The sequence below is a fragment of the Algicola sagamiensis DSM 14643 genome, assembly GCF_000374485.1.
Taxonomy (GTDB): domain Bacteria; phylum Pseudomonadota; class Gammaproteobacteria; order Enterobacterales; family Alteromonadaceae; genus Algicola; species Algicola sagamiensis.
In genome coordinates this window covers 431,807-453,772 of sequence record NZ_KB894491.1, presented here as the reverse complement: position 1 = coordinate 453,772, position 21,966 = coordinate 431,807, and the positions used below count along the sequence as shown (strand labels likewise).

The following is a 21,966-nucleotide window of genomic DNA, read 5'->3' as shown; positions in this document are numbered from 1 at the left end:
GACACAGAGTGCAAGCTATTTGGATAGCCATGTCTTTCACAATGAAATCACAGAAAGCTAGGGTCTTTTGATCTTACATCGGTAACAGCATGGCTTTCCGAAAGGTCAACAGACCTTCAATTAGAGGCTGATAAATACAAATTGTTCCAATGCTTGGGCGTGTATTGCGTTGTTTTTTCAATGAAAGGTTTTATTCTATTTTTCAGAATTATAATGGAATTCTTGTCGGTGTTAATGCTTTTCTTAGTTTTTCTTATCTTTTCTACTTGAATCACTTTCCAAATGAATCAAAAAGTTGTTTTATTTTCTTTGCTTGGGAGCATGATTATGATAAAAATCGAATTTCTGCCAGATATGGTTGTTCCAATAAAAATGAACAACATGAAGGAATGTAAGCATCTGAGAATGCATGAGGTTATTTGATGATCCGCTGGCTTGTTTCTGTTTTACAACGACTTACAATCCGTAGTCGTCTGATATTGATGTTTTTGCTGCCGTGTTTTGTGTATTACACCTTCTCAATGACCCTTTCTTACGAACATTCAAAAGATATCATCGAAGCTCGGACAGCAGAAGCCAAACTTATCGTTAACAGCATGATGGAAGTCGCAGCAGCACAACTTATGCACCATGGTCTGAAAGACGAACTTTCAGTGATTTTGAATCAGCTCGTTGACACGACTTCAGTGGATTATGTTGTTGTTTATGACCGTGATGGTGATATTTTTGTCCGGGCTGGCTTTTTGCCTTTGCATGTAGATTCTGAAGCGGCTGCAAACCTTCATGACATTGACATTGAATATCGAACACTATTGCCACAAGACGCGGAGCATATTGTTGGTGGAAGTGCAAAGATCGGTTTACCTGAAAAGCTTGGCTCTCTTCAGTTTTTTATTTCTGATGCCGCTTATCGTCATCATGAAGCACTGCAACACGCCTCGATTCTGTTTTTGATCGGTATTTTATTTTGTGCGCCGTTCTGTATTGCCTTGTATCAGTCTTTTTCGCAAACATTGGCTGTTATTTTGAAAAATGTACAAGCGTTCGAACGCGGAAAAATGAACTGGATGAATCCAGTACACCAAGAGAAAGATGAATTTTCAAAGGTTTTTTCAGTATTAAGAAGAGCGGCTTTTCGGATTTACCATCAAACCAACGAAATCAATGCCGCAAACCGCTCTTTAAAAATCAGAACAAAAGAATTAGAAACGCAAGTCAGAATTGCCAGACAAGCACGGGAATGTGCCGATCGTGCCAACGAACGAAAGGATATTTTTGTTGCGAATATTACACATGAAATGCGGAACCCACTCGTTGGAGTTGTGTCCAGTGTTGGTCTGATCGAACAGTATTTAATGCAGGTATTGAATGATGTGATGTCGATGAATGCAGGGAAAGACTTTGAACAACATCAGACACTCTTGCAGATCCGGTCAGAATTAAAAAAGACATTTCGTGCATTGGATATTTCCAAGAGTTACTCGAATGAGCTCTCCGTGACTGTTTCTGACTTACTCGCATCGATTCAGGATATTCAGTATGAAATCACACTCAACCCATTTGCATTTCAACTTGTGGACTCGCTTCAGCTACTACTGAACTCCTACGAGAAAAAATCAGGGCAATTAATTTATTGTGCGCGACTTCATTCGGAAGAGCCAGAAGAACCCACCTATGTCAGTGGAGACTGGATACGGATCAGTCAGGTTGTCGATAATTTGTTGGATAATGCTTTTAAGTTTACATCCAGTGGATATGTCCACGCGGATGCTTGGATTGAGCATCGAGTGACCGAAGTTGATGTCCGGATCCGAGTCACGGATTCTGGGGCAGGGATCCACGAGAAGGAAAAGGAGTCCATCTATCAATCTTTTCATATTGGAGAGGCACCGGAAAATAAAGCTTATGCAGGTTTGGGGACTGGGTTAACCATTGCGAAGAAGATAAGTACTGCGCTGGGTGGTTGTTTGGAGATCGTCCAATCTCAAGTGGGTTTTGGTTCTCAGTTTGAATTTTCATTTACGTTACCCACAATGTTGGAAGAGTCGGTGAAGGAAATACAACATCGACCACTGCAATCGAAAACGATCCGACTACTTTATGTAGAGGACTCCTGGATCAATCGGCATATCTTTGAAATGTTTTGTCAGCACTTTGGCTGGACAGTGATTTTGGCCCAAGATGGCGTTCAAGGGTTGGAAAAATATCACCAACACGATGTTGATGCATTAATCATTGATTGCTATATGCCCAAAATGAATGGGTATGAACTAGTGGAGAAAATCCGCGCGTTTGAATCAGAACATCAACGAAAACGAACACCGATTTTTGCACTGACAGCAGACGGGTCAGATAAGAATAAACACCGTTGTGAACAGGTGGGATTCGATACTTTTATCGAAAAACCTTTTAAATTGGATACATTTCAATATATCGAAACGGTGCTTCAGGGAGATCAGGTGGAGGAGATGGCATAACGCTATACTCGTCAAACATAGTGATTGTTGGGTGGAAATAAACTCCACCCCAACCTTCCTGCATTATTTAGGATCTGTCATTTGAATTTCGGATGATTCAATTGGTTTTTCATCCATGGACCCCACCTGTAATTTCTTCGAATTCAAGAATGGACGGAACCCGAGGATTGTGAAAATGATGAGGACACCGACGATAGCGTAGAAGAATACAATACCGCGACCAGGACCAACGCCAATAAATTCACCGACAGTGGATGCGAGGGCACCTTGAGCTGACAGCATGGGTTCGAATACGTGATCAGCCAATGGGCCTGCGATCAAAAAAGCGACTGGCAAAGCTGATTGTGATAATACAGTTTGTACACCAAGTACTCTACCTTGAATATGTTTTGGTATGACCGTCTGCCAGATCACCTGATCACAGCTGGTGGTGATGACATATGCCGCAGCCAGAAACATGATAATGCCCGAAAGTAACGGAATGGTGTAATCAATATTTTGAAAAATTACGGTTGAACCTATCATCAAAAAACCAATCACGAATAAGCTGCCATAAATACTGTGAAGCTTACTTTGTGGTCCTTTCCATAATGCGAGAATGGCACTCCCAATTAAGGTTCCGATCCCAGCAGCTGTGAGTACTTTTCCAAGACTGACGACATCGGAAAAACTGAGCACGAGCGGTGTAAAGAGAACGTAGATGATCCCGACACTAAAATAAATGATGGACATAAATAATAAAAACTGGAATAGGTGTTGATGCTGCCAGATATACCGGAAACCAAAAGTGAGGTTTTGAAGGAATGGCTGGTGCGCCTCCTCTGATGGTTTTGCTCGGCCATCACACGCATTCACTCGTTTTAAGAAAACACAAATGATGGCAATTGCTGCGACAAAGCTGACAATATCAAACAAGAAGACACCTTGCATACCAATCGTCACAACTGCAAATGCGGCAATCGCAGGTACCAGAATTTCGATAATTCCGAATCCACCTTGTATCAATCCTTGCACACGAACCAGGTGTTCTTCTTCAACAATGGCTGGAGTGAGGACGGTCAGGGTTTGGTTCATCAGTCCATTAAAGAACGAAGCAACACCTGCGAGTAACACAATCATCCATACCGCCAAAATTTCATTGTGAAATAGAAATAGTAAAAGCAAAGTACAGACGCCTGCACCTGCATGACCGATAATCATCAACAGTGCTCGGGGATAGCGATCGATCAGCATTCCAATCAAGGGTGCAAGGAGCAATTGTGGTGCGAGTGTCGCAAATCCTATCAAGCCATAGCTGGTTGCCGATTTGGTTTCATTAAATACCCATTGTCCCAAGGCAAAGTCAGTCATCATGGTGCCCAGCATGGACACCAAAGTTGCAATCAGTAGCGGGATGAACGTTATCATCCCTTTTGAAAATTTAAACGACTTCACGTTGCTGCTCCTCACCACGTAAGTGCTGTGCCATGATTTGGGCAATGATATCGAGGGATGCATCATGATCCATGATCAAGTCATGCTCGATGTCCAACTTGATATATTGAGCTTGTGTTAAACGCTTGGCATATCCATTGTGCTTCATTGCGAATGCATCGAAATACAGCTTTTCGATATCGATATAGTCATTCAAAAATGCTAACTCCTCTGTGGGTAAACCTTCTTTTCTGACGGTATCGGTCTCAAAGAAGGTGACTTTGCCGTCATATTGGCTCATCTGGTGACCATAGTCTGCGAGTGAGAAGAAGAGGTCGATGATCTCTTTTTCTTTGTCGGTAAATTGCCCTTCAACCACATCAATGCGCACTTGAGCCATGATGTGTTGATCGAGGTTCAAGGTCATCGGATCGATCAGGAAAAGTTCCTCAACAATTTCTCCCATTGCGCGAAGACGTTTGGCAACTTCAAGCGAGACCATCGCTCCTTCACAATAACCACCAATGGTATACGGCCCTTGTGATTGTTGGCGCTTGATGACCTCAAAATAGTAATCGACAAGGATATTGAGCGGCATTTCTCGTCCGGCGAATAGCTTGATGTTTTCCATTACATGGATGGTGTGTGTGTTATCCAATTGGGCCAGAAGCTTTTGATAGGTATCCATTCCCCAGCCACCCGCGGGGATCATAAACACACCGTTTTCTCTTGACGGGTTGATGGTATGCAGTGGTTCAAATCCTTGCGCATCCAGTACAAACTCGACAACTTGGGTATCAGACAGCGCTGAGATATCCATCAAGTTGCTCGGCCGTAATTGTGCGACCAGTTGCGCAATGGTTTGATACTTAAAGAGCATTTGTGAGGTTAAACGCAATCCAGCTTCTTGGCACAGGCGAGTGACTTTAATTGTTGAAATAGAATCACCGCCAAGGTTGAAGAAGTTGTCATGCACGCCAACACGTTCAGCACCAAGAACAGTCTGCCAAATCGTACACAGTTTCTCTTCCAATTCATTGCGGGGGGCAACAAATGCTTCGGTACTGGCAAATGTGGGTATTGGCAGTGCCTGACGGTCAATTTTACCGCTGGCATTCATTGGCATCCGGTCCATGAAGTTAAAACTTGCGGGCAGCATATACTCAGGCAGCTGACTAAGCAGATGGCTTTTTAAGTGATCGACATCAACCGGATCTTGACCTTCACAGACTGCGTAGGCAGCAAGGAAGGTTTGGCCTTCGTGCTGTTTAGCAATGACAATCGGTTGTGATATCGCGTCATACTGGTCGAGCGCTGATTCGATTTCGCCTGTTTCGATACGGTGACCGCGGATTTTTACCTGAAAATCATTGCGCCCTAAAAACTCAAGCGTACCATCTTCAAGCCACCTGACTTTATCGCCTGTTTTGTATAAACGTGTATCGAGCGAGTCTGTGATGCGAACCTGAACAAATCGCTCCTGTGTCAACTCTTCTCGGTTTAAATAGCCCCGTGCTAAACCGATACCGCCGATATAAAGCTCACCTGTGACACCTGTTGGAACTGGCTTGAGATCTTGGTTCAACACATAGACTTGCTCGCCCGGTAGTGCTTTACCAATCACTTTTTCTCGGCCTGGAGAAAATCGAGCAAATGCACTCCAAACACAAGCCTCAGTTGGTCCATAGCCATGATAGACCTGCTTAAAGTTTCGGTGAAGTTGCGCAAACATGGATGGTGAGCCGCTTTCACCACCAACCAGCACTTCAATATGTTTTAAGTCACAAGGCTGGGTTGCTGCAAAGAATGCCTGCCACATCGACGGCGTTTGTTGAAGCATGTTGATATTTTCACGATGTGCACTCAAATCGGCATCAACGCGATCCAGTGATGATAAAATCATACGGCCACCTGATGTGAGTGGTGCCGCATATTCAACGCCAAAAATATCAAATGTGTAATGGGTAAGACTGAGCGTTGATAAGTGCTCGGATGAAAACTGCGTGCGAACATTTTGAATAAATGACGCAAACACACCTTGCTCAATCATCACACCTTTTGGCTTTCCAGTTGTCCCAGACGTGTAAATCACATAAGCCAGATCGGCAGGCTGGCTGATGAGTTCTGGATTCTGGGTTTCGGTTGTGGGCGGAACGTGATCAACCAGCATCAACTGTGCAGGACAGTCTATTTCAGATAATAGCTCTGATGTGGCCTCGAAAAACTTATCTTCTGTGAGTACAAACGCAGCTTGCGTATCTTCCAAAATAAACTGAGTACGTGCTTTTGGATAATCGGGTGAAACTGGCACATAAGCCGCTCCCGCTTTTTGGACAGCAAGCAGGCTGACTATCATGTTGACATGGCGTTCCAAAAATAAAGCAATCAATGTATCTGGTTGGAGTATTTGTCCAAAGTGAGATTGGTATTTATCACGGATATGATGGGCCAATTGATTGGCTTTCTCGTTGAGCGCTTGATACGTGAGCTGTTGGTCTTCGACAACCAATGCGATTTGCTCAGGTGTTGCTGCAACTTGTGCTTCGAATAATTGAACGAATGTTTGTTCCAAAGAAGCGGGCGCCTCGGTTTGGTTCCAAGTGTACAACAGCTCATGCCTTTCAGATTCTGATAAGACATCAATGTGATGAACACGTTGAGAAATATCATCTGCAAATCCTTGCATCACACGTGTGTAGATATTTGCCATTCGTTCAATAGTTTCTGGTTTAAATATGCTTTGTGCAAAGTTAAAGCTTGCCATCAGGTGTGTGTCATTATCAAAAACGGACAAACTTAAGTCGACTTTTGCCGGGGTAAACAAGGCTTTCTCTGCCAGCAAATTACTCGGGGTAAATGGCAGCATTGAGGTTGTTTGTGTTTCCCCACCAAAACTTTCCATATCAAACATTACCTGGAAGATCGGATGCCGAGAAGGGTCACGTTCGACATTCATCAAGCTCACGAGTTTTTCGAATGGTAAAGACTGATGTACTTTCGCCCCTGTGACAACGCTATGTACGTGCGTGACAAAATCGGACAATTTCATTTGACGATCAACTTGAGCACGCAGGGGTAGGGTATTGACAAAGAAACCCACCATATTTTGTGTCTGCGAATGATCCCGGTTATCGGAAGGCGTCCCGATGACAATATCGGCTTGGTCGGCGCACAACGCAAGCGTGGTGTAGAAGCCACTCAGCAACAAGGTAAACAGGGTTGTTTCCTGTTGCTCGGCCAGCTGGCGTAATTTAGCAGATAATGCTGGCTCAAGGTCAAACTCAAACTCTTGACCGCGATGGTCTTGTTGCGCAGGACGTGTAAAGTCAGTCGGCAGGTTGAGCGTTTCAAATCCTGATAGCGTATCTTGCCAGAACCCTTTGAGTTCAGACAGGTAACGGCCAGAAAGGTAGTCGCGTTGCCAAGCTGCATAATCCGTGTATTGAATGGATTGCTCAGAAAGGACAGTAGAACTGTTCGTTGCGAACCCTTGATAGGCAATCGATAAATCATCCATAAACCGCTCAACAGACCAGCCATCGAATGCGATGTGATGCCAGAGTATCAACAAATAAGCTTCGCTGTTTGGCAATGCGTATTGTGTGACTCGTATGCTGGCTTCATGTTGCAAATCAAAAGGTGTTGCGATATTTGATTGAACCGCTTCGTACAGCCCTGCTTCATCAGTGACCATCACCTGACTGATCTCAATGGACTCATCCAGAATATGTTGATAATCCATACCATCATGTTGACGATATACCGTTTTTAAAACAGGGTGATGATCGATGACTTGGTTTAAGGCATCTTGGATTAGTTGGGCTGAGACACCTTCATCTAACTTCGCCAGATATGGAATATGGTAAGCATCGGAGCCATGTTCGAATCGTTCGATAAACAGTAAACGCTCCTGAGCAAATGACAGCGGAGGGTAGTTGTGCTCCACTGTTGGGATCAGGATTTGCTTTGTATGGCTGAGGTGTTTGGCCATGCCTGCGACGGTTTTGTGATCAAAGAGTAATGCCAGTGGCATCTCTACATCGAGCGCTTTTCGGCATGCTGAGATCAGTTTAATTGCAATAATGGAGTTGCCACCTAAGCGGAAGAAGTTATCTTCTACCCCGACTTTTTCTATACCGAGCACCGTCTGCCACGTCTCGCAAAGGGTGCGCTCTATCTCTGTGCGCGGTGCAACATAGGACTGTTGTTGCACAAACTCTGGTGCAGGCAATGCTTTGGTGTCGACCTTTCCGTTAATCGTCATTGGAAGGTGGTCAATCTCCATGAAGGCACTTGGCACCATATGACTTGGCAGGTTGTTTGTGAGTACTTCCTGCATCGATGCAACATCAAGAGGTGAGTTTTCAGCGACCAGATAGGCAACAAGGTGAACCTCTCCTTGATGACGTGGCGCGCTGACATGTGTTTGTTTGATGGCATCCATTTGTAAGAGTACTTGTTCAATTTCGCCAAGCTCTACACGGTAACCGCGGATTTTGATTTGATCGTCATTTCGACCAAGAAATTCCAGCTCGCCGGTCGGTAACCAACGAACCTGATCGCCTGTTTGATATAAACGTGCTTTATCATCTTCTCTTGCGAGTGGATGTTGAATGAACCTTTCTTGAGTCAACTCAGGGCGATTGAGATAACCCCGAGCCAACCCAGCACCGCCAATATACAGTTCACCTTGTGCGCCAATGGGTACTTGCTGGTGTTCTTTGTTCAATACATAAACTTGTGCATTCGAAATAGGACCTCCGATATTGGTTGATATATCACCTGGCTGATAGTCATGGGTTGTTGCGCAGACAGTGCCTTCCGTTGGGCCGTAAGCATTAATGACCTGACAGTTTTCGTGGCTGAATTGACGAAGGATCTCATCGGAAGCTGCTTCACCTGCACTGACGAGTACCTTGAGGCTTTGTAGTGAAGCAGGCTCAAGCAGGGTTAATAGTGCTGGTGGTATCGTTGCAAGCTCGACTTGATGTTGTTCAATGAGCGCAGATACCGCCTGTGGATCTTTGCGTTCCTGTTCGCTACAGACATAGACAGTCAGTCCATGCGTCAGGGCGACGAATATCTCGGAGACACTGGCATCAAAAACATAAGCAGCAAAACTGAGTGCGCTTTGGCACTTTGAAACATAGAAGTTTTGATGTTGTGCGTTCATCAAGAATGCAGCGTTGCGGTGTTCGATCATCACCCCTTTGGGTTGGCCCGTTGTGCCTGAGGTGTAAATGACGTATGCCAAATCGTGTGGACCTGAGATGGATTGAAGCTCAGGTAAATCGGATCCATCAAAAGACCGTGTGACATCAAGGAGAATGGGCTGGTTTTTATTCGAAGCGAGGCAACTTTGTAGCGTCTTTTGATGCTTGGGCTGCGTCAAGATCATGGTTGCTTGGGTATCTTCTAAAATAAACCGGGTTCTTGCTTGCGGATACTCTGGTGAGATAGGCAAATATGCAGCGCCCGCTTTCATCACAGCGAGCATACTGATCACCATCTCTAAGCTACGGTCGAGATATAATGCGATGAGACAATCTGCACGCATGTCATCTCCATACTGCGCCTGAATTTTGCGAGCCAGTCGGTCTGCTCGGTCATTTAATGCTTGATAACTCAGTGGCTCACCTTCAAAGACAAGGGCTGTGTCATCTGGTGTTTTCTTCGCTTGTTCTTCGAACAGTCCGTGTAGGGTTTGCATGGAGGCAAAAGGTGCTTGGGTTTGATTCCACTGGGTAATTCTCTGAGCCATCTCTGGGGTAACCAAGGAGAGTGAATGATGGCTTCTTTCTGTACTTTCAGTCACTTGATTAAGGAGCATTTCCAGCTGAGCGAGTAATGCAGCGGCATCCTCTGATGTCAACCAGTCTGCGCCGAAATTGAGCTTCAAATGTAAATCACTGTGACTGTCTGATTCTTGCTCGAATGCCATCAAAGAGAGTGGGTAGTTTCCTTTTTCAACTGCATGGCGAATGTTGAAGTGATTTTCTATCGCATCGTGACTTGATTGTGAAGGATTCACATCCGGGTAGTTCTCGTAAACAAACAGCGTATGGAATAAACGTTCCCCTTGAGTTTGCAATTCACTTAAGGCCACATTGCTGTAAGTATTGAGATTGGCAATACTGAGTTGGATCGCTTTTAAGGTCGACTCAATACTTGTATCTTCTGACCAGTGGACAGCTAGAGGCAGCGTGTTGATATATAACCCCACACTGCCTGAAACGTCTTCGACAGGTAAATCTCGGCCAGAAACCGTCGTGCCAACGATTGTTTGCTCATCTTGGGTATAGGTTTGGATGAGTTTATGCCACGCAAATTGAAGCAGGACATTCATGGTGACACCAAGGCGCTGACACAAGGACTTCATACCTTTTGTGATCTCTGGCTGGATCGTGAACGTAGCAGCTTCTGGCTGTGCAATCGTTGTGGTGTGATTGAGATCAATTTTCTTGCTCAGCATGAAATTGATGTCGTTTGCCGAGGTAAACTGTTGCTTTTCTTGTCGCCAGAATGCATTGGCCTGTGGTGCTTGTGCAATCCCGTGATCTTGCGCTTCAAAATAAGCTAGATCGACATCGACTGTTGGTGTGTGCTGATGAATAAGTTGGTTGTAGTAACGATGAACCGTTTGCAGAAGCACAGGACCGCTCCAGCCGTCCATAATACTGTGGTGCTCTGATTGGATCACTGTCACATGATGCTCAGATTGCTGGAGCAAAGCAAAACGCATCAAGCCAGGTTTACGTAGGTCGAACGTCTGCTGACGCTCAATTTCTTGCGTACTATGAAGGTATGCTTCTCGTTCACCTGCATCTAGCTCACGCAAGTCATGCAAGGTAAAGTTGGAAGCGGTAATGCTCGCTTCTTTCGTGATCACTTGCAGCACATCACCATCCCAGTCAAATGCAGTTCGCAGCGCTGGATATTGCAGTGACGCCAATCGCCATGCTTCTTGATAAGCATCTAGATCAAGTGGGGTTTTATAGTCCATTACCATTTGCACCATATAAGCATCATCCTGAGGATGCGAGAGTGCATGGTATATAAATCCTTGTTGAAGGCTATTTGCTGGATACAGTGCTTCGATATCGTACTTTTCTTCCAAGCTTCTCAATCTTTCCAGTGTTAAATTTGGAATTTGATAATCTGCTGGAGACTTCAATCCGCCTTGTGCGGCTTGTTGTATCGCATGTTTAACGATGTCATGTAATGCCGTCTCAAATGTTTGTAGAAATGTCTTGGTATTTGTTTCATTCAATCTGGATAAAAGTTTAAACTGCAACTGACCATCTAATACTGCACCATTGAAGTTAATCAGCATGGCTTCCTGGTTTCGTGGGTCTGATAAAGTTCCACAATAGTTTGCTTCAATCTGCCATGTCGCTTCTTCGTGAGTTGAATCTAATTGGCCCAGATAATTGAATGTGACTGGCGGAAGCCCGTCAATCAGCTGACCTCGTTGTTGGAACGTGCCAAACCCAATGCCTTTATTCGGAATTTGGCGCAGTGTTTCTTTTGTATGAATGATGGTGTCTTCAATCGAATCAAATGTGTTTAATTTGACGGGGTAAGTCGTCGTAAACCAACCGAGTGTGCGAGTGACATCAATACTTGCATCAAGTTCTTCACGACCATGGCCTTCTAATGTGATCACTTGGGTTGTTTGACCAAACGTGTCATGCATTGCCATAGACAATGCGCTTAAAAGCAGGTCATTGATTTGGGTGTGATACCCAGCGTTTGCCTTTTGTAATAAATCTTGGGTAAAGATTGGAGAGAAGGTTAGTGTGTACTCCGCCGTCTCTTGCTCAAAGGCAGGAAGCGCAGGCATGTCTGCTAAGATGTTTTGCCAAACCGTAACTTCTTCTTGATGGGTGTTTGAATATTGCTGCACCGTGTTCACCCACTGGCGATAGCTACTCGTTTTTTCTGGGAGTAAATGGCCTTGGAGCAGTGTTTGAAGGTCTGTTGCAATGATCCGCCAGGAGACCGCATCAATGATCAGGTGATGGGCTGCAAAAAACAATCTTGGCATATGATCATCAAACCCAGTCAATACACCGGCCTGCCAAAGTGGGCCATGTTCCAAATCAAAATCTTGCTGCCATGTTGTGAGCAGTGTTTGAACCTCATCGCTATCTAACTCTACAACATTCTGTGTTTTTAGTTCCGGAATTTGCACATCTGAGCGGTATACTTGCTGCCAACCTGTAACTGATTGAGCAAACTGCACACGGAGCATGTCATGATGTAAAGCTAAATCGGTCAAAGCTTTTTCAATGGATGTCATAGTGATCGTTTCTGGCAATGTCACCATAAACGCTTGGTTCCAATGGTTTGGCTGGTTGAAGTTCTCTTCAAAGAACCATTGTTGAATTGGCAGTAAATCGAATATACCGCTCAAAATACCTTGCTCAGCGTTGATTCGGATGCTTTCGGATTGTTGTTCCAAATACTTTGCAAGTTTCGCAATGGTTGGCGCTTCAAATATCGCTTTGACTTGTAGCATAAAACCGTGCTGACGGAGCTGATTGACCAGTTGAATACTGATAATTGAATCCCCACCGATCTGGAAGAAATTATCTTCAATGCCAACTTGTTCGAGGCCAAGTATATTTTGCCAAATCTCGCAGAGTTGCGTCTCGATAGCATTGCGCGGTGCAGTATAAGACTGTTGGTTGGAAAAGTTAGGCTCCGGAAGTGCTGCGCGGTTAAGCTTACCGTTGACCGTGAGCGGGATTTGCTCAATTTGTGTATAGCTTTGCGGCACCATGTATTCGGGTAGTTTTTCTGTGAGCGCTGCTCGAATATGCTCGACATCAATACTGCCTTGCTGTGTAGGGATAATATATGCAGCCAAGGATTTTTGGTTGTTGCGTGTGATATCAATCACAACTGCCTGTTTGATGGATGTGAACGCATTGAGCGTATTCTCAATTTCGCCCAGCTCAATCCGATAACCACGAATTTTTACCTGAGAGTCATTGCGACCAAGGAATTCAATATTGCCATCCGGTAACCAACGAACACGATCGCCAGTTTTGTAGAGGCGTTGATTTGATTCACTTTGGTCGAATGGGTTGTCGATAAACCGTTCTTCGGTTAACTCAGGGCGGTTGAGATAGCCGCGTGCGACCCCAACACCACCGATATAAAGCTCGCCAGGTGTGCCAACAGGAACGGGCTGTCCATGAGTATCCAAAATGTAGCTTGTCAGGTTGGAAACTGTTTTACCAATGGGGATGGTTTGGATTCCTTTACCCAGTGATGCACAGAGGAACTGGTGACTCGCAACACTGGTTTCTGTTGGACCATATTCATTGATCAGCTTGTCTTTGAATACATCATATAGCTTCATCGGAGTCGCTTCACCCCCAGAAACAATCCGACGAATCGAGTCACTTTGGCTGAGGTCAACGGCGAGTAACAAGCTTGCTGTTGCATCTAAGTGAGTGACTTGATGGGTATCAATCAGGTCTTTCAAAAGATCTGTGGATTGACGCTGTGATTCGCTAATCACAAAGAGTGTCGCGCCACTCAAGAGTGTCATACCGATCTGTTCAATAGAAGTATCAAATACATAGCTGGTGAGCAGTGCAACTACTTCGTCCTGTTGGAATGCATACGCCTGAAGATTGTGATGAATGAGATTATGAATGGAACGATGCTCGATCATTACCCCTTTTGGTTGCCCGGTCGTGCCAGATGTATAAATGACGTAAGCGAGATCGGTTGCAGTATTGATTGGTGTCGGGTTTTCTATATTGCGAGAACTGATTTGGTCGACAAGGAGTAATTGTGTTGCCTGTGCTGCTTCACTTAAGTAGTTGTCCAATACAGCTGTATGTGATGAGTGAGTTAATAACAATGGCACTTGAGTATCTTGCAGAATAAATCCTGTTCTTGCCTCTGGGTACTCAGGTGAGACGGGAACATAAGCGGCACCAGCTTTGAGTACTGCCATGATGCTGACAATCATTTCAATACTACGGTCAAAATAAAGGGCAATTAAAGTATCTGGTTGCAACGACTGGCCGTGTTGCGTTTGGTAAGTCTCACGAATTTGATGGGCAAGCTGGTTTGCACGCTCGTTTAAGTCACGATACGTCATTTGCTGATCTTCAAAAATGACAGCGATGTGATTTGGGGTGATTTCAACCTGTTCTTCAAATCGTTGCTGGAGCGTTTTATCTTGTGGATAATCCGCCTGGGTTTCGTTCCAAGTATGTAACAGCGTATGACGTTCTTCTGGTGAGAGAATATCAATCTCGCCAATGGGTGTTGTTGCTTTTTCAACAAAGGCTTTCAATACACGTTGATAGACATTAGCAAGTCGAGCAATGGTTTCTACTTTAAACAGGCTGGTCGCAAAGTTGAAGTTGGCACTTAGGTTTTCCTGATTATCGAATACGGATAGGCTCAGGTCGAATTTTGCTGGGGTATACAGGTCGTTCTGAACTAACAGATTCTTTGCTTCGAATGGCAATGTGATGTCATCATTTTGCCCCCCAAAGCTTTCCAAATCAAACATCACTTGATAAACCGGATGTCTTGAAGGATCGCGTTCAATGTTGAGCATTTGGACCAGCTTTTCAAATGGGAGTGCTTGATGCAGCTTCCCTTGTGTGACCACATGATGAACTTGCTGGATCATCTCAGTGACTGTTTGCTGATGCGCTACTTGTGCACGAAGCGGGAGAGAGTTGACGAAGAAACCAACCATAGACTGGGTATCCGGATGCTCCCGGTTATCCGAGGGCGTCCCGATGACGATATCATCTTGACCACTGACCAATGACAACGTGGTGTAGAATGCGCTCAGTAAAACGGTGTAGAGCGTTGTTTCTTGCTGGGCTGCCAAGTGACGAAGGGCATTCGATAACTCTGAGTTGAAAGTCAGATTGAAGTCTCTACCTTCGTAACTTTGTTGATTTGGCCGTTGATAGTCTTGTGGCAATGTGAGTGATGTCAAGTCAGCGAGTTGCTGCTGCCAGTAATGGCGGATTTCTTCTTGATGTTCACCAGAAAGCATTTCTTTTTGCCAAACAGCATAATCTGCATACTGTACTTGCGTATTTACAATCTCCTTGCCTTGATAAGCGAGAGAAAGGTCACTGAAGAATAAGTCAACTGACCAACCATCAAACCCGATATGATGCCAGAGGATGAGCAAGTATGCTTTGTCTTCTACTTGATAGTGATGAAGACGGATACTGGGTTCATTTTCGAGATCAAACGGTTGTTTAATATGTTTGGCAACGGTCTCATTGAGTATCGATATATCGGTTACGGCATGTGTCTGGATGTGCACCTGTTGATTCAATATATGCTGATACGCCAGGCCTTGATGCTGGCGATAAACGGTTTTTAATACCGGATGAGAGTCAATGACTTGATTGAATAGCGTTTCGAGGTGTTGAATTTCAATACCATCGCTCAGCTCGGCTAGGTAAGGAATGTGGTATGCATCTGAACCTTGTTCAAACTTTTCCAAAAACAGAAGACGCTCTTGGGCAAAGGAAAGGGGTGGGTAAGGGTGGCTGGAAACCGGGATATGTGTTTGAACTTCGAACTTTAAGTGTTTCGCCAGCCCTGCAATTGTTTTGTATTCGAATAACTGTGCAAGCGTCAAGTCGATATTGAGTGCTTTTCGGCATGCTGAAACCAGCTTGATTGCCATGATAGAATTTCCCCCGATGCGGAAGAAATTATCTTCTATACCGACTTTCTCGATCCCAAGAATCTCTTGCCAAACCTGAGTGAGCCTCTTTTGAATTTGCGTTGTTGGTGCGATGTAAGCTTGTTGATTGATAAAATCTGGTGCAGGAAGTGCTTTGGTATCAACTTTACCGTTGATGGTCAGTGGGATTTCATCGATTTGCACAAATGCGCTTGGGACCATATGACTCGGTAACTCAAGGTTGAGCGTGTTTTGAACCTTTATTAAATCAATCGTGTGGTCATTTGGGACGAGGTAAGCAGCTAGGTGAACTTGACCATGATGGTCACACGCGATGACGAGTGCTTGTTTTATTTCATCAAATTGCGTCAGTGTTTGTTCGATTTCGCTTAGTTCTACACGATAGCCACGAATTTTGACTTGCGCGTCATTTCGACCCAAAAACTCCAACTGACCATCTACAAGCCAGCGAACCAAGTCGCCAGTTTTATACAAACGCGTATGGCCTTTTTTGAGATCGTCAGCAGTGGCAAATGGATTTTGAATAAACTTCTCTTCAGTCAACTCAGTTCTGTTTAAGTAACCACGTGCAAGCCCTGCACCACCAATGTATAGCTCTCCCATAGCCCCGACTGGTTGCAAAGAAAGTGTTGGAGAGAGTACATAAGCTTTTACATTATCGATCGGTGTACCAATACGGCCTGACTCTGGGTAGAAGCTGATGTCCATGCAGCGGATTGGTGTAACCGTTGTTTCTGTTGGACCATACTCATTGATGAGTTTTCCTTTCCAGTTATCTTTGAGCGTTTGGCTGCATGGTTCACCGCCTGTGATCACGCGGCGAATGGAATGCGGCTCATCAAGCTTGCCCAGCAGAGTAAGGTAGTTGGCTGTGCCAACGAGGTGGGTGACTTCATTGGCTTGTATGAGCTGGTGGATAGTCTCTGGTGACTTCATTTCTTCCTGAGAAGGGATGATCAGTGTTGCGCCATTGAGTAAGGTCAAAAAGAGGAGCTCGATGGATGGGTCAAATACATATTCTGGGACCCAAAGTGTGGTTTCATGTGCATCAAACCCAAAGGAACGAGTATGACTTTGCGTCAGATTCATCAATGAACGATGCTCGACCATGACTCCTTTTGGTTGCCCAGTTGTACCTGATGTGTAGATAACATAAGCAAGATGATTGGGTTCACAGCCGTAGTCAATTGGTTCAGGTAAAGCTGCTTGTTCTTCTTCAACATATAGTCGTGGGCTGTCATGGTGTTGGAATCGGTCTGCATAATGCTGATGCGTGATGACACAAACAGGTTGTGTATCTTTGAGCATGTATTCCAGGCGAGAATCAGGGTAATCTGGTGAGACTGGCACATAGGCACCACCCGCTTTTAATACAGCGAGGATACTAACCACCATCTCAAATCCACGATCGAGATAGAGCGTGACAAAACTCTCCGGTTGGAATGGTTTGCCGTGGATTTCCTGATAATCCATCTGAAGGGCTGAGGCGCGTTGGTTTGCTCGCCTGTTGAGTTCTTCATAGGTCATTGTTTGGTTGTTAAACACGAGAGCAATCGCATCCGGTGTTGACTTTGCTTGAGCTTCGAATGCCCGATGGGTTGTTCCCTGGTCGTGAAAGTCATACGTGGTGTCATTCCAAGACTGCAAAATTTGGTGTTTTTCTTCGTGGCTAAGCAGCTCTATCGTCGTATGTGGTTTTTCGGGCGTACTGATCACACATTGTAGAACTTGGTTCATTTGAGCTAAAAGTCGTGCGGCTTGAATATCATTCATCCAACCTTGGCCTGCACTTAATGTGATGCAAAGTGTGTCTTGTTTAGCCTGTTCGCTGACTAAGATTGATAGCGGGTAATCGACTTTTTCGATGGTTGGGTGGCAGTGTGCTTGGCTGTGTAGATTGTGGCCTTCTCTTCGATATTCTGATTGATTTTCATAATCGAATAGCGTGTGGAATAAGCGCTCACCACCCGGTTGAATATTGCTCAGGGATACACTGCTATAGCTGTTGAGCGAAGAGATAGTTTGCTGGATCTGTTGGAGCATGTCTTGTGTGCTGGTTGGATCTTTCCAGTCAATTGCAAGCGGCAAGGTGTTGATATATAGACCAACGCTTTCATTAATCCCATCGACAGGAATATCTCGCCCAGAAACAATGGTGCCCACAATGGTTTGTTCATCTTGTGTGTAAGTTTGCAAAACTTTATGCCAGGCGAATTGCAGCGCAACATTGAGAGTGACTCCCAGCAATAAACAAGCTTGCTTGAGATCTTGATACGCATGGCCATCAATGCGAATTTCATGGGTGATCACATCGGATACGACCGAATCGCTCAAATTGATAGGCTGAGATAGAAGCAGATTGATGTCGTTTGCTTTTGCAAAGCGTTGCATTTCTTTCTGCCAGTAAGCTTGGACTTTTTCTTGTTGTGAAGCATGGTAAGCTTGGGTAGCAATATAAGCAGTTTCTGCTTCTACGATTTTGTCTGAGCCAGTTCCGAGTGAGTCATAGTCATCATGCACTGATTGAAGGAGTAATGGGCCACTCCAACCATCGCCAGTGCTGTGATGCTCTGTTTTTAAAACAGTCCATTGTTGATCATTTTGCTTCATGAGTATAAATCGAATGAACCCTGGCTGACGGAAGTCAAACTGGTGTTGGCGATCGGCAGCTAATCTTGCGGTGACTTCCGCCTCAAATGCTTCCTCAGATAAGGCGCTTAAGTCAATCACTTCAAAATTTTTGTCCGAGATACTGCGACCTTTTGTGATCACTTGCAGCATCTCCAGAGTATCCCACTCGAATGCGGTACGAAGCGCAGGAAAACGCTCTGATGCTCTAGCCCAAGCCTCCTGATACCGAGGAATATCTAATGCTTGTGTGTAATCAATGCGTTGTTGCACTAAATAAGCATCGTCTCTCGGCTGATTTAAATGGTGGTAAATAAACCCTTGTTGAAGGCTATTTGCTGGGAAAATAGCTTCAATGTCATAATGATTTTGAAGCTGCTTGAGGTGTGCTTTTGTGAGATCAACGGGAAAATCATGGGGTGTGTGAAAGCCGCCCATATTTGCTGTGGTTACGCACTGTTGGATAACGGTTGCTAAGGCTTTTTCGAAGGATTGAGCAAAGATTGCTGTGAGCCCTTCTTCAGCTTGAGAGATAACCCCAAGCTTGAGCTGGCCATTGGTTATCCCACCACGAATATTGAATAAATAATCCTCGACGTTCTCGGGTGCTGCCATTTCACCACAATTGTCAGTGATCAGTGACCATAAGCCTGCACTATCGCCTTGATTATCGAATTGTCCTAGATAATTGAAGATCACAATGGGTAATCTTCCACAAATCTTGCCTTGCTGGTGAAGTGTGCCATAGCCAATCCCTTTGTTTGGGATGGTGCGAAGCATTTCTTTGGTATCGATGATCGTGTCTTCAACATGCTCGCTCGCCGTCAGTTTGACCGGGTAAGCGGTTGTAAACCAGCCGACGGTATGTGAAATATCTAAGCTCGAATCAATTGGTTCTCGACCATGTGCTTCTAATGTAATGTGATTCACATTGCTCTGAAATGTTACTTGAAGTGCAATGGCAAGTGCACTGAGCAATATATCGTTAATTTCTGTGTAATAGCCCTGGTTGGCTTGATGAAGCAGGGATTGTGTTAATGAGTTCGAAAGTGTGACAGTCTGCTGGGTGGGTGATGCTGTGTCTGGCATGGAACGAGATCCTTGTGTGACAGCTTGCCAGTAAGGGATCTCTTCCAAATGTGATTGTCCGTATTTTTGGACTGCATCGACCCATTGACGATAGCTACTTGTTTTGTTCTCGAGCGTTTTTCCTTCAAGTAACTGCTGAACATCTTCTGCAATGATCCGCCAGGAAACAGAATCAATGATGAGGTGGTGTGCAGCAAAAAAGAATCGTGCTGAACCATCGTCGTAGCCTTTGAGTAGGCCGGCTTGCCACAATGGCCCATCAAAAGTATGGAAGTGGTTTTGCCAATCGGTCAATGTATCATGGATATCCTGTTGTGATGCATGGCGAATATCCAGTTGTTGTAGTTGAGGTTGAGTGCAGTCATGAGCATTGAGATAGTACTGGCAATATCCTTCTTCTTTCTTTTCGAAACGGCTGCGTAAAACATCATGTTGTAATGTGAGCGTTTGAAGCGTTGCCTCAATCTGTTCAACGGAAACATCACCGGGAACTTTCAGCATGAAGGCTTGATTCCAGTAGTGGATCTGTTGCATTGGATTGTCGAAAAACGCTTGCTGAATTGGCAAAAGACGGAATTCACCTTCCAATATCCCTTGTTCAGCTTGAATAGCAACTTGCTCAGCATCGTTCAAAATGACTTCGGCGAGTTTGGCAACTGTTGGTGCTTCGTAAATCGTGTTTACTTGAAGGGTGAAGCCATTTTGACGCAGTTTGGAGACGAGCTGAATACATACGATTGAATCACCACCAATTTGGAAAAAGTGATCGTGAATGCCAACCATTGGCAAGCCAAGTACATTTTCCCAAATGCGACACAATTGCTCTTCTAGTGCGCTTGTTGGTACAGCGTATTCGCTACTATTTGTATTCTCAGGCTCAGGCAATGCTGCGCGATCCAATTTACCATTGATAGTGAGTGGAATTGCTTCAATGAGTGTGAAGCTTTGTGGGACCATGTAAGCAGGGAGCTTTTCTGCCAGTTGTATTTTGATGGTACTTCGGTCTAATGTTTGGGTTGCGACAACATAGGCAGCTAAGTACTGATGGCCATTGTGTTCGATATCAATCACAGCGGCTTGTTGGATATTTGGTAGTGTGCATAACGCAGTTTCGATTTCAGCAAGCTCAATTCGAAATCCACGGATTTTTACCTGGCGATCATTTCGGCCAAAGAATTCCAAATTGCCATCAGGCATCCAACGTGCCAAGTCACCCGTTTTATACAAGCGAGTCTGTCCTTTCTTGACATCTTCTGCTGTGGTAAACGGATTTTGGATAAACTTTTCTTTTGTCAGATCTGGACGGTTTAAATAACCTCGAGCAAGACCTGCACCGCCAATATGAATTTCACCTACTTCACCCGGAGCGACTTCTTCCAGTTGCTCATTGAGGAGGAATACTGTTGCATTATCGATAGGCTTACCGATGCAGTTCACAGTATCAAATTTGTATACATCAAGGCTTGCGATAGAAGTAACGGTTGCTTCTGTTGGGCCATATTCATTGATGAGCTTTTCTTTCCAAAATGCTTTTAGCTCTGCTCGGCAAGCTTCACCACCCGTGATCACACGGCGAACATGTTCTGTTGAACCGAGTTCTCCTAACAGGGAGAGGTAGTTTGATGTTGCGACCAAGTGTGTGACTTGAAATTGACTGATAAGCGTTTTGACACCATCAACAGATTGAATATCTGATTGGGTTGGTATAAGCAGCATTGCACCATTGAGTAACGTCATCAATAACACTTCAACAGATGCATCAAACACATATTCTGGTAGCCAGAGAGCGATTTCTTCCTGGTCAAATTGATAGGCTTTCGTTTGACTTCTGATGAGGTTCAATACGGTGTGGTGCTCGATCATCACTCCTTTTGGATTTCCTGTCGTTCCTGAGGTGTAGATAACGTAGGACAAATCGTTTCCGTGAGTCGGAGTCATGGGTTGGTAATGTGATGCTTGATCTGTTATTTCGCTATCGGCAAGCAAAACAACGGGTGACTCCACAAGTAATTGAGTGACTGTCTCGACTTTTTGAAGCAAGTGTTTTTGTGACAGTATTAACGGGGTTTGCGTATCTTCCAGGATAAATTGCAGCCTCGATTGAGGATATTCTGGCGACATGGGAACGTAGGCACAACCTGCTTTCAACACAGCAAGGATGCTCACGATCATGTCTAAGCTGCGCTCGACATATAAACCGATTAATGTGTCTGCTTGTAACGGCTGGTGATATTGTTGGTGGTAACTTTGCCGGATCGTATTGGCGAGTTGGCTCGCACGCTCATTTAACTCTTGATAAGTGAGAAAATTACCTTGAAACACAACAGCAACTTTATCAGGTGTGCGCTGTGCCTGCATTTCGAAGGCTTCTTGAATCGTTTGTGGGGAGCAGGAAGCACAAGTGGGATGACAAGCATCCTTATTGGTAAGAACTTCCATTTTACAGACGTTGCCATCAGTTGCTGGGTGATTAAACATGAGTTCTGCCCTTTTTGAATTCTGAAAATCATTTCATAATATGTTTGCAGAATAGGTAACCTGATTTTTAGATTTGTTTTTCAAAAAGGTACTTATAGCTGATTTTTATAAAAATATTGATTAAATTAGGTACAAAATAGTTATTTAAATAATCCTTATTAATGACTT

The 21,966-nt window shown here is 44.5% G+C and carries 3 protein-coding genes; 1 reads left to right on the top strand and 2 read right to left on the bottom strand.

What is annotated here, in order from left to right:
• Nucleotides 1-422: 422 nt before the first annotated feature.
• Nucleotides 423-2,477, top strand: coding sequence for a response regulator (locus tag C505_RS0101985; RefSeq protein ID WP_018690925.1), 2,055 nt, complete (start codon nucleotides 423-425; stop codon nucleotides 2,475-2,477).
• A gap of 63 nt (nucleotides 2,478-2,540) precedes the next feature.
• Here C505_RS0101985 and C505_RS0101980 read toward each other — a convergent pair whose 3' ends face one another.
• Together C505_RS0101980 and C505_RS23380 are read right to left on the bottom strand one after the other, a co-directional pair.
• Complete coding sequence (locus C505_RS0101980) at nucleotides 2,541-3,911, bottom strand: MFS transporter (protein ID WP_018690924.1); 1,371 nt, start codon at nucleotides 3,909-3,911, stop codon at nucleotides 2,541-2,543.
• Nucleotides 3,898-21,798, bottom strand: a complete 17,901-nt coding sequence (locus tag C505_RS23380) for a non-ribosomal peptide synthetase (protein ID WP_018690923.1) — start codon at nucleotides 21,796-21,798, stop codon at nucleotides 3,898-3,900. Before C505_RS23380 ends, C505_RS0101980 begins: the two co-directional genes overlap by 14 nt.
• Between the last annotated feature and the right edge of the window lie 168 nt (nucleotides 21,799-21,966).

Excerpts from the sequence above, each read along its gene's own strand:
- C505_RS0101985 (WP_018690925.1), top strand. The coding sequence starts at position 423 with ATGATCCGCTGGCTTGTTTCTGTTTTACAACGACTTACAATCCGTAGT.
- C505_RS23380 (WP_018690923.1), bottom strand. The coding sequence starts at position 21,798 with ATGTTTAATCACCCAGCAACTGATGGCAACGTCTGTAAAATGGAAGTT.